Annotated in this window: 10 protein-coding genes; 3 read left to right on the top strand and 7 right to left on the bottom strand. The window is 71.3% G+C overall.

The genetic code is table 11. The features are described from left to right. Positions 1-113: 113 nt before the first annotated feature. Positions 114-1,256, bottom strand: a complete 1,143-nt coding sequence (locus tag AB0469_RS33955) for an LCP family protein (RefSeq protein WP_366455332.1) — start codon at positions 1,254-1,256, stop codon at positions 114-116. Positions 1,257-1,403: 147 nt separating this feature from the next. Between AB0469_RS33955 and AB0469_RS33950 the strand changes: the two genes are divergently transcribed. After that, positions 1,404-2,540: a hypothetical protein gene (locus AB0469_RS33950; RefSeq protein WP_366455331.1), complete on the top strand. Its 1,137-nt coding sequence runs from the start codon at positions 1,404-1,406 to the stop codon at positions 2,538-2,540. On the opposite strand, the gene AB0469_RS33945 is transcribed toward AB0469_RS33950, so the two are convergent. Genes AB0469_RS33945 through AB0469_RS33930 form a run of 4 tightly spaced genes read right to left on the bottom strand, consistent with a single transcriptional unit; the run spans position 2,514 to position 6,561 of the window. After that, positions 2,514-3,578, bottom strand: a complete 1,065-nt coding sequence (locus tag AB0469_RS33945) for a hypothetical protein (protein ID WP_366455330.1) — start codon at positions 3,576-3,578, stop codon at positions 2,514-2,516. The two genes, AB0469_RS33950 and AB0469_RS33945, sit on opposite strands and share 27 nt — an antisense overlap. After that, positions 3,575-4,492 (bottom strand): N-acetylneuraminate synthase family protein, encoded by a 918-nt coding sequence (locus AB0469_RS33940; RefSeq protein ID WP_366455337.1) that lies wholly within the window; start codon positions 4,490-4,492, stop codon positions 3,575-3,577. Before AB0469_RS33940 ends, AB0469_RS33945 begins: the two co-directional genes overlap by 4 nt. 6 nt (positions 4,493-4,498) lie before the next feature. After that, on the bottom strand, positions 4,499-5,287 hold the full coding sequence (locus tag AB0469_RS33935) for an acylneuraminate cytidylyltransferase family protein (RefSeq protein WP_366455329.1): 789 nt from the start codon (positions 5,285-5,287) through the stop codon (positions 4,499-4,501). Further along, positions 5,284-6,561, bottom strand: a complete 1,278-nt coding sequence (locus tag AB0469_RS33930) for a DUF6716 putative glycosyltransferase (protein ID WP_366455328.1) — start codon at positions 6,559-6,561, stop codon at positions 5,284-5,286. The genes AB0469_RS33935 and AB0469_RS33930 overlap by 4 nt, the downstream gene beginning before the upstream one ends. Before the next feature lie 246 nt (positions 6,562-6,807). Here AB0469_RS33930 and AB0469_RS33925 point away from each other — a divergent pair, with 246 nt between their 5' ends. Together AB0469_RS33925 and AB0469_RS33920 are read left to right on the top strand one after the other, a co-directional pair. Continuing rightward, the gene (locus AB0469_RS33925) at positions 6,808-7,785 is read left to right on the top strand and encodes a glycosyltransferase family 2 protein (protein WP_366455327.1); all 978 of its coding nucleotides are present in this window, start codon (positions 6,808-6,810) and stop codon (positions 7,783-7,785) included. Next, positions 7,782-9,521 (top strand): polysialyltransferase family glycosyltransferase, encoded by a 1,740-nt coding sequence (locus AB0469_RS33920; protein ID WP_366455326.1) that lies wholly within the window; start codon positions 7,782-7,784, stop codon positions 9,519-9,521. Before AB0469_RS33925 ends, AB0469_RS33920 begins: the two co-directional genes overlap by 4 nt. A gap of 63 nt (positions 9,522-9,584) precedes the next feature. On the opposite strand, the gene AB0469_RS33915 is transcribed toward AB0469_RS33920, so the two are convergent. Then, positions 9,585-11,723 (bottom strand): 3-hydroxyacyl-CoA dehydrogenase NAD-binding domain-containing protein, encoded by a 2,139-nt coding sequence (locus AB0469_RS33915; RefSeq protein WP_366455325.1) that lies wholly within the window; start codon positions 11,721-11,723, stop codon positions 9,585-9,587. Next, on the bottom strand, positions 11,720-12,946 hold the full coding sequence (locus AB0469_RS33910; RefSeq protein WP_362061689.1) for an acetyl-CoA C-acyltransferase: 1,227 nt from the start codon (positions 12,944-12,946) through the stop codon (positions 11,720-11,722). The genes AB0469_RS33915 and AB0469_RS33910 overlap by 4 nt, the downstream gene beginning before the upstream one ends. Positions 12,947-12,985 lie beyond the last annotated feature (39 nt).

The raw sequence follows: 12,985 nt of genomic DNA, 5'->3' as shown, positions 1-12,985 counted from the left end.
AGTTGCCTGCGTGTCACGGCCACAGTCCTACCGGGTTCCACCTCGCGACGAGGGCAGAACCCAGGAACTGATCACGACATCACACAGGCCCTAGGGGCGTCCGGCCGCAGCGCCTACTGCTGGGCCGACGGGGACGGCGAGGGCGCCGGGGACTTGGACCTGGCGCCCGAGCCGCCCTTGGCGGGGGAGTCCTTCGCCGAGGCGGGCACCTTCTGGTCGGTGCGCAGGGCCTCCCACAGCAGGGAGGCCTGCTCCTGTGCGATCACGACCCGGTTCGGGTCCACCTTGTCGTAGGCCACCGGCAGCATGATGGTCTCCATCGTGGACGGGTCCACGCCCTTCATGCTCTGCGCGAAGTCGGCCAGCGCGCTGAGCGAGGCCAGGTCGGAGTCGGTGGTCAGGGACTTGGTGCCGGCGTCGGCGAGCTTGTAGAGCCGGGCCGGGTTGCCGAGGGCGTCCTGCTTCTTGACCTCGGAGAGCATCGCGAGCATGAACTGCTGCTGGAGGCCTATGCGTCCGAGGTCGCTGCCGTCGCCGTAGCCGTAGCGGGTGCGGACGAACTTCAGCGCGTCCGTGCCGTTCAGCCGGTGCGTGCCCGCGTCGAGCTTCAGGCCGCCCTTCGCGCCCGTCATCGGCTGGTCGAGGGTGACGGTGACCCCGCCGAGGGCGTCCACCAGGCCCTTGAAGCCGGCGAAGTCCACCTCGACGAAGTGGTCGACGCGGATGCCCGACAGCTGCTCGACGGTCTTGACCACACAGGCCGGTCCGGCCACCGAGTAGACGGAGTTGAACATGACCCGGTTCGCCTCCGGGACGGTCTTCCCGTCCTGGTCCTTGCACTCGGGCCGGGTGATCAGGGTGTCGCGGGGGATGCTCACCGCGGTGGCCCGGGACCGGCCCTCGGGTATGTGCACCAGCATCGCCGTGTCGGAGCGCGCCCCGCTGACGTTGCCGTGGTCGAGCTCGCCGTTGGCCCCGGCCCGCGAGTCGGAGCCGAGCACCAGGATGTTCTGGGCCTTCTCCACCACCTTGGGCGGCCGGTTGTCCGTACCGATGGCCCGGTCCAGGTCGACGCTGTCGATGTTCCCCTCGAGGTGGCTGTAGACCCACCAGCCCGCTCCGGCCGAGCCGAGGACCAGGGCGGCCGCCGTCCAGGCCAGACCCCGGCGGATCCGGCTCGCGCGCGAACGGGTCGGGGCCTGCTCCGGCGCCTGCTCCGGCGTGGTCGTGGCGGTGGCGGTGGCGTCTGAAGTCATGCCCGGGGACCGGTCCTTCCGAACGGGTGGCGGGGGGAGTGCGGCGGGGGAGCGCGGGCTCCAACATAGACGCAGCGGCCCGCCGGACGACCCCCGGGGTATCCTGATTCTGTTCGAATCGTGCGGGGGAAGGGTTGCTTGCGGTCCATGGCGACGCGATCCAGACGCAGTCCGAACAAATCCCCCGGACGCCCCTCGGGGCCCGGCGGCGCCGGCGCCCGCGACTGGAACTCCGTGGCCCTGGGACCCGTGGCCGGACGCTGGGTCCTCGCCGGCAAGGACGGACGGCTCACCGCCTACGCGCGCGCCGAGGGCGGTCTGCTCCGCTGGACCGAGCGCGTCCCCGGCGGCCCCGACTGGAGCGGCCCCGACCTCTTCCCCGCCGACGGGCTGACCGACCTCTCGGTGGGTCAGGGCCCCGACGGATACGCCCACTTCGCGGGCCGGCGCCGGGCCCGCGCCGAGGGCGGCGACGGCGCCGAGACCCTCACCTACCACCACGCCGTGCAGTACCAGAGCGGCCGCCCGATGGGCCCCTGGGACTCCCTCGGCACCCTCTACCACAACGTCGAGATGTCGCTGCGCGGCGGTCCGCCGGCCGTGACGGTGGACGCCCAGGGCACGCCCCACGTCTTCGTCCGCAACAACGGGCGCGGCATCCACGTCAAGCGCCAGGACGAGAAGGGCAACTGGGCCGCGTGGCAGGACCTGCGGGGCAGCATGACCTTCGAGGGCTGCTGCGCCTCCTCCACCGCCGACGGCCGGATATGGTTCGCCGCCCCGGGCGAGAAGGGGCTCTCCTTCTGGGCCCAGAGCGGGCCGGGCGGCCCCCTGGAGAGGGGCGAGGACGTCCCGTACCTCGCCCTTGACGGGTCGGTGCGCGCCCTGGAGACCGCTCCGGGACGCGTCACCCACTTCTGGCACGCGGCCGACGGGAGCGGGGTCTTCGCCCACCGCGAGGGCGCCGGGGTGATGGCCCTGGGCGGCGGACCCGCCTACGGGGCGGTGGCCGCCGTCCGGGCGCTGGTCGACGGGTACGACTGCACGGTGCTGGCCCACCGGGCCGTGGGCGGCCGCACCGTCCTCGCCGCCTACCCGACGGAGCACGAGGCGGCGGGGCTGTGGTGGACCGAGATCGGCGAGGAGTGCCTGGAGTCCCCGGCCCTCGCCGTCGACGCCCGCGGACTGGTCGTCATCGCCTCGATCAGCGCCCGCGGCGAACTGCTGGTGAACCGTCAGAAGGACAGCTCCGGCCTTTCACTGGGCCGCTGGCAGCGCTTCTGACCGGCCCCCCGTCCACCGCCGCCCCTGCGGCGGGATGCTGGCCAGGCCGTGGCGGGCGATCGCCAGGCTGGAGATGCGCCGCAGGAAGTCCACCGAGCGGGCCGCCGTGTCCGGGGTGATCCAGGCGTCGTCGATCTCGCACAGCTCCACCCGTACCGGCGCACCGCGCAGCACGATCGGGAGGGTGTAGGCGATGGTCGACGCGAAGGTCAGCAGGGACAGCCCGATGGGTTCGGTCAGCGCGGTCAGCTCCAGCGGCAGCTCGGGGTGGACGATCTCCATCCCCGTCAGCCCGGCGATCCGCTCCAGCTTGGCCGGGCTCTCCCGGCGGTGCGCCAGATAGCGTCCGGCCGCCCGGCTGCGGGCGATCCAGCCGACGGCGTCGATGTAGCGGTCCTCGTCGATGACCCCGGTCTCCACCAGGGAGCTGCCCGCCAGGTCCGCGCCGGGCCGGGGCCGCGCCGGGCCGAAGGTGGCCCGGCTCCAGGCGTACTCGTTCGGCCGCACCTCGGCGCCCGGCGGGGCCGCCACCGGCATGCAGGTGAAGAAGACGGACCGCTCCAGCTCCTCCCGGGCCAGCCACCGGTTGACGGGGCCGCCCTTGGAGGACTTGACGTCCCCCTGGTGCCAGCGGGTCAGCTGCTGCCCGCTCGTCAGCAGGGCCACCAGCTCGGTGGTGGCGGTGCCGTCGTCGACGACGACCACCTCGCGGGCCCGGGAGCGCGGCAGCAGCAGCTGGATGGTGCGGGAGAACAGGTCCCCGATCACCAGGCGCCGGGCCGCGGCGACCGCCCGGCCGAGGCGGACCAGTTCGCCGGCCCGCCCCAGGTAGCCGGCGCGGACCTCGTAGCGCCGCCAGGCCACCTTGGCCTGCGAGGCGTACCGGCACAGCCGGCGGACCTGCGCGCGCGAGCGCGGGTCCACCGGCTGGAGCACGGCGATGGTGAGGGACGCTGCCTCGCCCGGGTGGGCGTGGGCCCACTCCAGGACATTCAGTAGTTGAGCCGGGCTCTCCACCAGGGCGAGGGTGTCGCTCATGCCGAGGCCGTCACGCCCTCGGCGGACAGGGCGCCCTGGACGCGGCGGAGCTTCTTCATGGGGCCGAGCTCGGAGTCGTAGACCTTCTTGACGCCGTCGCCGAGGGCGGTCTCGATGGTGCGGATGTCGCGCACGAGGCGGGCGAGGCCGCCGGGCTCGACGGAGGCGGCCTGGTCGGAGCCCCACATGGCGCGGTCGAGGGTGATGTGACGCTCGACGGCGCAGGCGCCCATGGCGACGGCGGCCACGGTGGTCTGCAGGCCCGTCTCGTGCCCCGAGTAGCCCACGGGCACGTTGGGGTAGGCCGCCTCCAGGGTGTTGATCACCCGCAGGTTCAGCTCCTCGGCCTTGGCCGGGTAGGTGGAGGTGGCGTGCAGCAGGATGATGTTCTCGCTGCCGAGCACCTCGACGGCGTGCCGGATCTGCTGCGGGGTGGACATGCCGGTGGACAGGATGACCGTCTTGCCCGTGGCGCGCAGGGCCAGGAGGAGCTCGTCGTCGGTCAGGGAGGCGGAGGCCACCTTGTGGGCGGGCACGTCGAACTTCTCCAGGAAGGTGACGGCCTCGGTGTCCCACGGGGAGGCGAACCAGTCGATGCCGCGCTTGGCGCAGTGCTCGTCGATGGCCCGGTACTCGTCCTCGCCGAACTCCACGCGGTGGCGGTAGTCGATGTAGGTCATCCGGCCCCACGGGGTGTCCCGCTCGATGTCCCACTGGTCGCGCGGGGTGCATATCTCGGGCGTGCGCTTCTGGAACTTCACCGCGTCACAGCCCGCGTCGGCGGCCGCGTCGATGAGGGCGAGGGCGTTCGCCAGCTCACCGTTGTGGTTGATCCCGATCTCACCGATCACGTAGGCGGGCCGGCCGGCGCCGACTTCCCTGTTCCCGATCCGGCGGATCCGGTTGCTGTGCACCACTGTTCAGAGTTCCTTTCCGGGGTACTGCTGGGGTCGCGGCGACGGGGTCGCCGAAGTCTGGGGGGCGTCCAGGAGCGGGGCCAGGGCACGGGCCCGGTCGAGGTCGCCGGGCTCGTCGAGCTCGATGGCCCGCTCGGGCGCCGTGGGGACGAGCTGGGTCCGGCCGAAGAAGCGGTGGCCGCTGCTGCGGAAGCCGTCGGCGCGCATGGCGTAGACGGCTCCCGACTCCAGGTACTCGGGCGTACGGTCCTGGCGGCGCAGGCGGACCGCGCTGTCGTGGTTGACGCCCCGTGCCCGGTGGCCGGGGCCGGCGCCGGGGTCGGCGGTCCACAGGAAGCCGTGGAAGGGCACGGCGGTGAAGGCGGAGTCGGCCCCGTCGCGGACGACGGCCAGCACGGTGTCGTCCACCTCCTCGGCCGTGGTGAACGGGCTGGTGCACTGGACGAAGACCAGGACGTCCACGGCCTCGGCGTGACGTTCCTCCAGCACGTCCAGCGCGTGCAGCAGCGCGGACTCGCTGGAGGCACGGTCCGAGCCCAGCTCGGCCGGGCGCTCCACCACCTCGGCGCCGGCCTCCCGGGCGGCCCGGGCGATCGCCGCGTCGTCGGTGGAGACGGCGACGCGGGTCACGTGGGCGGCGCCCAGGCAGGCCCGGACGGCGCGCGCCACGAGCGGGACGCCGCCGACGTCGGCGACGTTCTTGCCGGGGATGCCCTTGGAGCCGCCCCGGGCGGGTATGACGGCGGTGACGTTCACGGGGCTGCTCTCCTGGATGGGGGTGGGGGCGCTCATACGCCGCCCCACTGCTGGATCTTCGGGGCCACGCGCTGGACCCCGAACTGGTAGGCGACCTTGAGCACGCGCCGCGAAGTGCGCTTCATCGGGCCGCGGGAGCGGGCCGCGGCGGCCCCCGGGCCGGGGGAGCCGTCGGGGTTCAGGCCCCGGCGGCGCAGCAGCGTGCCGACGTATTCGGGCGCGCTGTCGGCCGTGTAGTACGGGGTGACCGGCGGCAGCGGACGGCTGCGCAATTCGAGGATCCGCCGGCGGAGTTCGCCGAAGGGGTCGGTGGAGCGGATTCCCTGGTCGACCGTCCAGGATTCGTGGGCGAGCGGGGCCGCGCCCTCGTCTATGGCGGTCCAGTCGGTGACGCAGCCGGAACCGGTGAAGTAATGGTTGCCGTGCACCTCGCGGACGCCGAGATCGCTCAGAATGGCGGTGGGCATTCCCCGGTGCATCGATTCGAGGGCGGCCGTGGAACTGACCGTCACCAGGAGATCGGTACGGTCGAGGGTCTGCGACATGTTGCCGTACACGAAATGCAGATTGGGCGGGAGCGGTTCGTCCAGCTGTTCCGCCAGGACCTGGTAGTGGTACGCCTCCACATGGGTGGTCGCCTCACCGGGTCTGCTGCGGAGTTTGACGAGGACGTCGCGCCCCGGGCGCAGTCGTGCGTGGGATATCGCGCGGCGCAGCATGTACATCCGGCCGTTGCGGTCGGCGGGTACCGAGGGCTGGACGGCGAAGCACACCGTATAAGGGTGTTCGGCGAAGGTCCGGTTCGGGTCGTAGGGGCGCTGGTCGAGAAAGGGGAGCGCCGTCTGCACGATGCTGGACGCGGGAATTCCGAGGGGTTCGTACACCTCGGTGAAGCGGCGCCGGTCGAAAGGGCTGTTGGCGAGGACGATATCGGCGCCCGCGCGCAGCAGGAGGCCGTCGGCCATCTTCTCGTAGACGACGCCGACGTAACCGGTCATCAGGACCGGCCGGTGCAGGGCGCCGGCGAAGCGGCGGGCCAGCGCGTGCAGGGCCGCGTGGGTGGCGCCGCCGACCGTGCCCAGGATGATCACGTCCGCCGCGGCGAGGGCGGGGGCCGCCGCGAACTCGGCGAGCGTGGCCTCGGTGATCGAGGAGGGGGTGATGCCGACCTCCGCCAGCTGGCGCGCGGTCGGAGTGCTCCGGCCGCGCAGCATGTGCGCGTGTACCTCGCTGCCCGGTGCCAGACCCACCGCCAGCCCCGCACCCCATTTCCAGCGGGTGTCGGAGTCTGCGAGCACGTGGATGCGCACTGGATGGATTCCCGGTCGGTCGGCGGTGCCCGACTGCTGTCGGCGTGCCCGCAGCCGGGCGCGGCTCGGGCGGGACGGCCGCGCGGCCCGTTAGACCTTACATCCTCACCTGAGCCTTATGTGTCACGAATAGGCCTCGAAGGACGGGGGAGTTGTAGGTCACACCCCAAGCGCCGTTCGGGTTCTCCCCGGTGCTCTGACATGATGGCCGGGTGTCGGTGAATGGGGAGAAGGTGAGTGCCGACGATGGTGACCCTTTCGGTGATCGTCGCGATGTGTGACGTCCGCGACTTCTGCCGGACGACGCTGAAGTCCCTGGCCCTGAATGCCCGGGAGGACTTCGAGTTCATCGTGGTGGACGACGCGTCCGTTGACGGGACATCAGAGATCCTGCGGGAGATGATACCGGCGATTCCCGGTGCCGTACTCATCCGCAACGAGCGGAACATGGGGATATCGGCCACCCGGAACATCGGCCTCGCCGCGGCCCGCGGCCGCTTTTTCACTTTTCTCGACGGCGACGACTGGTACGCCCCCGGATATCTTGGGCAACTCGTGGGCTGGATGGGCCAGTCGGGAGTCGATTTCCTGCGCACCGGCCATGTCCGGGTCTACGGCAGGAAACGGAAGATCGTCATGCCCCCGCTCGCCCCGCGGGCCCTTCCGCTGAATCCCCTGGACTACATGGGGCCGGTGGACGCCTCCACCTTCATCGACTACCCCTCGGTCTGGGCCGGCATCTACGACCGCGAGCGGCTCCGCGAGGCGGGAGCGCTGTTCTTCGAGGAGACCCTGCGGACCGCCGAGGACCGGCACTGGTTCTACCAGCTGCACCTGCGGATGCGCTCCTTCGGAGTGGTCGACCTCCACGGCGTCTTCTACCGCCGTGATGTGTCCACTTCACTCACCAAGATCCCCGACGAACGGCAGCTGGACTTCCTTCCCGCCTTCCGGCTGGTTTTCGACGAACTCGCCCACCACCCGCGCGGATATGAACTCTCGTTCAAGGCCATGCGAACTCTGTGCGCACTCGTCGTCATTCACATGGACCGCGCCGGCGACTACGACGAACTCACCCGGGGCCTGCTGTGGGAACGCAGCGCGCAGACCCTCTTCGACCTTCCCCAGGACATCCTGGAGGGGACCCTGGCAGGAATGGACTCCGCACGCGTGAACAAGCTCAGAGCACTGCTGTCCCAGCACCCGGGTGCCGCCGCCCGATGACCCGCGTATTCGCCGCCTCCACCCTCTACGGGGCCATGACGGTGGCCGCCGCCATCGACGCCGGCCAGCTCGGCCGGGACGACCGCGAGCGGATCCTGCTCGTGTGCAACAACGTCGACATCCCCGAGGTCGCCACCCCGCTGCACCGGATGCCCGGCGCCGCCGCCGTCCTCGCGCGCTTCCACCGGGTCGTCTACTGGAACGACCTCATCTACCCCTTCCACCCGTCGCTGTGGGCCCCCCGCGACGAGGACGCCCCCCTCTGGCGCACCGTGATGGGGGAGAAGATGGGGATCCGGCCCGGCCCCCTGGAGCTCGTCGTCGAGTCCATCCAGGTCAAGCCCGCCCAGACCCTGTGCAAGATCTTCTCCGACGCCACCCTCGCCGTGTACGCCGACGGGGTCATGAGCTACGGACCCACCCGCAACGACCTGCCCCGCCCCATCCACGGCAGGATCGACCGGGTCCTCTACCTCGACCTGATCCCCACCCTGCTCCCCATGCTCCTCACCGAGTACGGGATCCCCTCGCAGCCCGTCCACACCGGCGCCGTCCTCGACCTGGTGGCGGAGCTCACCGAGGAGTGCCGCCCGATCCTCGACCGGGTGGTCCCGCCGCAGCTCGTCGAACAGGGACCGCAGACCGCGCTCCTCCTCGGCCAGTACCTCTCCCCGCTGGGCATCCTCACCGAGGAGGAAGAGGAGGAGCTGCACCGGCGCATGTTCGAGCACGCGGTACGGCTCGGCCACACCTCCGTCGTCTTCAAACCGCACCCCAGCGCCCCCTCCAGCCTCTCCGACACCCTCGCCGAGGCCGCCCGCGAGGCGGGCGTCCCCTTCCTCGTCCTGGACGTCCCGGTCCTCGCCGAGACCGTCTTCGCCTACCTGCGCCCACGCCAGGTGATCGGCTGCTTCTCCACCGGCCTGTTCACCGCCCGCACCCTCTTCGGGATCCCCGTCGCCCAGATCGGCGCGCTGGAGGTCATCCGGCGCATGCGGCCCTACGCCAACAGCAACCGCATCCCCGCCACCCTCACCCACGCCCTGGTCCCCGACCTGGACGTGCCGACCGCAGCGCCGGCCGACCGGATCCTGGACGCCGAGCACGTCCGGGCCGAGGTCACCCCGTACGTCCAGGCCGTCGGCTACTGCATGCAGCCCAAGCGGTACGCCTTCCTGCGCCCGGTGGCCGAGGAGTACGTCGCGGGGGCCGTCGACCAGTGGGAGGGCCGCCCCGAGCTGTCCATGCACTTCAACGAGCGCACCCGCAGCCGCCTGGAACTGCCCGGCCCGCGCACCTGGAAGTGGCGCCGCGGCCTGGGCTGGACCCTGCGCGGCGCCGGGGAGCGCACGGAGCCGGACGAGGTGCCCGTCACCGACGTCACGATGAACGGTTTCGCCTCGCTGGTCGAGGCCAAGGACGACCGGGGCGTCCTGGAGGTCGGCGCCCGGCTGCTCGCCGAGCAGGAGAACCTGGACCTGCTCATCGGCATGGCCCAGGCCCACATCCGCCGCAAGGAGACCGACCAGGCCAGGCGGCGGATCGAGCGGGCCATGCAGATCTCCGCGGACAGCGGGCGCGCCCTGGTCTGGCTGCGGATCGCGGAGACCGCGGCGAAGCTCGGCAAGCACGGCGACGACCTGCGCCGCCAGGCCGGCCGGCAGGCCCTGACCATCAACCCGGCCTCGCCGGCCGCCCAGCGCCTGGTCAAGAGCGGCCGCCTCGGCCGCAGGTGAGACGAACGGGGAGGGCCCCGTCCGCACCGGGTGCGGACGGGGCCCTCTTCTTGTCTGCGCGGGTTACGCCGGGACGCTGGCGACACCCGGGGCGAGGAACTTCTTGCCGTTCACCCGCTCCGAGACGCCCTCACGGTCCAGGTACGGGGTGATGCCGCCCAGGTGGAAGGGCCAGCCCGCACCGGTGATGAGGCAGAGGTCGATGTCCTGGGCCTCGGCCACGACACCCTCCTCCAGCATCAGGCCGATCTCCTGCGCCACCGCGTCCAGGACGCGGTCGCGGACCTGCTCCTCCGTCAGGACGGAGTCGCCCTGCACCAGGAGGGCGGCGACCTCGGGGTCCAGCTCCGGCTTGAAGCCGTTCTCGGCGGAGTAGACGTAGAAGCCCCGCTTGCCCGCCTCGACCACGCGCTTGAGGTTCGGCGAGACGGTGAAGCGCTCCGGGAAGGAACGGTTCAGGGTCTCGGAGACGTGCAGGCCGATCGCCGGGCCGACGAGCTCCAGCAGCACCAGCGGGGACATCGGCAGGCCGAGCGGCTCGATGGCCTTCTCGGCGGTGGCCACCGGGGTGCCCTCGTCGATGACGTTCTGGATCTCGCCCATGAAGCGGGTCAGGATGCGGTTCACGACGAACGCCGGGGCGTCCTTCGTCAGGACCGCGGTCTTCTTCAGCTTCTTGGCGACGCCGAAGGCCGTGGCCAGCGAGGCGTCGTCGGTCTGCTCGCCGCGGACGATCTCCAGCAGCGGGAGGATCGCGACCGGGTTGAAGAAGTGGAAGCCGACCACGCGCTCCGGGTGCTGGAGCTTGGAGGCCATCTCCGACACCGACAGCGAGGAGGTGTTGGTGGCGAGGATCGCGTGCGCCGGGGCGACCGCCTCGACCTCCGCGAACACCTTCTGCTTGACGGACATCTCCTCGAACACGGCCTCGATGATGAAGTCCGCGTCCGCGAAGCCCTCGGCCTTGTCCAGGACACCGGTGACCAGGGCGGTCAGGCGGTTCGCCTTGTCCTGGTTGATCCGGCCCTTGCCGAGGAGCTTCTGGATCTCGGCGTGGACGTAGCCCACACCCTTGTCCACGCGCTCCTGGTCGATGTCGGTGAGGACCACCGGCACCTCCAGGCGGCGCAGGAACAGCAGCGCCAGCTGCGAGGCCATCAGGCCCGCGCCGACGACGCCGACCTTGGTGACCGGGCGGGCCAGGGACTTGTCCGGGGCGCCGGCCGGGCGCTTGCCGCGCTTCTGGACCAGGTTGAAGGCGTAGATGCCCGAGCGCAGCTCGCCGCCCATGATCAGGTCCGCGAGGGCCTTGTCCTCGGCGTCGAAGCCGGCCTGGAGGTCGCCGTCCTTGGCCGCGGCGATGATCTCCAGCGCGCGGTAGGCGGCCGGAGCGGCGCCGTGCACCTTGGAGTCCGCGACGACGCGGCCCTTGGCGACGGCCGCGTCCCAGGCCTCGCCGCGGTCGACCTCGGCGCGGACGACCTCGGTGTCGCCCTTCAGGACCTTCGCGGTCCAGATCAGGGACTGCTCCAGGAAGTCGGCGCCCTCGAAGATCGCGTCGGCGATGCCGAGCTCGAAGACCTGCTTGCCCTTGAGCTGGCGGTTCTGGTTGAGCGAGTTCTCGATGATGACCGAGACCGCGCGCTCCGCGCCGATCAGGTTCGGGAGGATGGCGCAGCCGCCCCAGCCCGGAACCAGGCCGAGGAAGACCTCGGGCAGGGAGAAGGCCGGGATGGCCTTCGAGACGGTGCGGTACGAGCAGTGCAGGCCGACCTCGACACCGCCGCCCATCGCCGCGCCGTTGTAGTACGCGAAGGTGGGGACGGCCAGCGCGGAGAGGCGCTTGAAGACGTCGTGGCCGCCCTTGCCGATGGCGAGCGCCTCGTCGTGCTTCTTCAGCAGCTCGACGCCCTTGAGGTCGGCGCCGACGGCGAAGATGAACGGCTTGCCGGTGATGCCCGCGCCGACGATGGTGCCGGCGGTGGCCTCCTGCTCGACCTGGTCGATCGCCGCGTTCAGGTTGGCGAGCGACTGCGGGCCGAAGGTGGTCGGCTTGGTGTGGTCGAAGCCGTTGTCCAGCGTGATGAGCGCGAAGCGCCCGGCGCCGAACGGCAGGTCCAGGTGGCGGACGTGCGCGGACGTGACGACCTCGTCCGGGAACAGCTCGGCGGCGCCCTTCAGGAGCTCGGCGGTGGTGCTCACTTGGAGTCTCCCTCGGCGTCGAAGTTCGGGTTCTCCCAGATGACCGTGGCGCCCATGCCGAAGCCGACGCACATGGTGGTCAGGCCGTAGCGGACGTGCGGCTGCTCCTCGAACTGGCGGGCCAGCTGCGTCATCAGGCGGACGCCGGAGGAGGCCAGCGGGTGGCCGAAGGCGATCGCGCCGCCGTACTGGTTCACGCGGGCGTCGTCGTCGGCGATGCCGTAGTGCTCCAGGAAGGCCAGCACCTGCACGGCGAAGGCCTCGTTGATCTCGAAGAGACCGATGTCCTCGATGGACAGGCCCGCCTGCGCGAGGGCCTTCTCCGTGGCCGGGATCGGGCCGTAGCCCATGACCTCCGGCTCCACGCCCGCGAAGGCGTAGGAGACGAGGCGCATCTTGACCGGGAGGTTGTTCTCGCGGGCGAAGTCCTCGGACGCGATGATCGCGGCGGTGGCACCGTCGTTGAGACCGGCGGCGTTGCCCGCGGTGACCCGGCCGTGCGTACGGAACGGGGTCTTCAGGTTCGCCAGGTTCTCCAGCGTGGTGCCCGGGCGCATCGGCTCGTCGGAGGTGACCAGGCCCCAGCCCGTCTCACCGACCGCCTCGTTGGTGTTGCGCACCGAGATCGGGACCAGGTCCTGCTGGATCTTGCCGTCGGCGTACGCCTTGGCGGCCTTCTCCTGCGAGCGCACGGCGTACTCGTCGGCGCGGAGCTTGGTGATCGTCGGGTACCGGTCGTGCAGGTTCTCGGCGGTCATGCCCATGAACAGGGCGGACTCGTCGACCAGCTTCTCGGAGACGAAGCGCGGGTTCGGGTCGACGCCCTCGCCCATGGGGTGGCGGCCCATGTGCTCGACACCGCCGGCGAGGGCGACGTCGTACGCACCGAAGGCCACACCGCCCGCGACGGCGGTCACGGCGGTCAGCGCGCCGGCGCACATGCGGTCGATGGAGTAGCCCGGCACCGACTGCGGCAGGCCCGCGAGGATGCCGGCCGTACGGCCCAGCGTCAGGCCCTGGTCGCCGATCTGCGTGGTCGCGGCGATGGCGACCTCGTCGATCTTCTTGGGGTCCAGGTCCGGGTTGCGGCGCAGCAGCTCCCGGATCGCCTTCACGACGAGGTCGTCGGCGCGGGTCTCGTGGTAGATGCCCTTCGGGCCCGCCTTGCCGAACGGGGTGCGGACGCCGTCGACGAAGACGACGTCCCTGACGGTACGAGGCACGTTGGCTCTCCTCCAGGTGCGGGTGTGCACTGCTGCGCG

This window comes from Streptomyces sp. NPDC093801 (assembly GCF_040701585.1).
GTDB lineage: Bacteria > Actinomycetota > Actinomycetes > Streptomycetales > Streptomycetaceae > Streptomyces.
The sequence above is the reverse complement of the archived record's forward strand: the minus strand, read 5'-3'. Positions and strand labels throughout refer to the sequence as shown.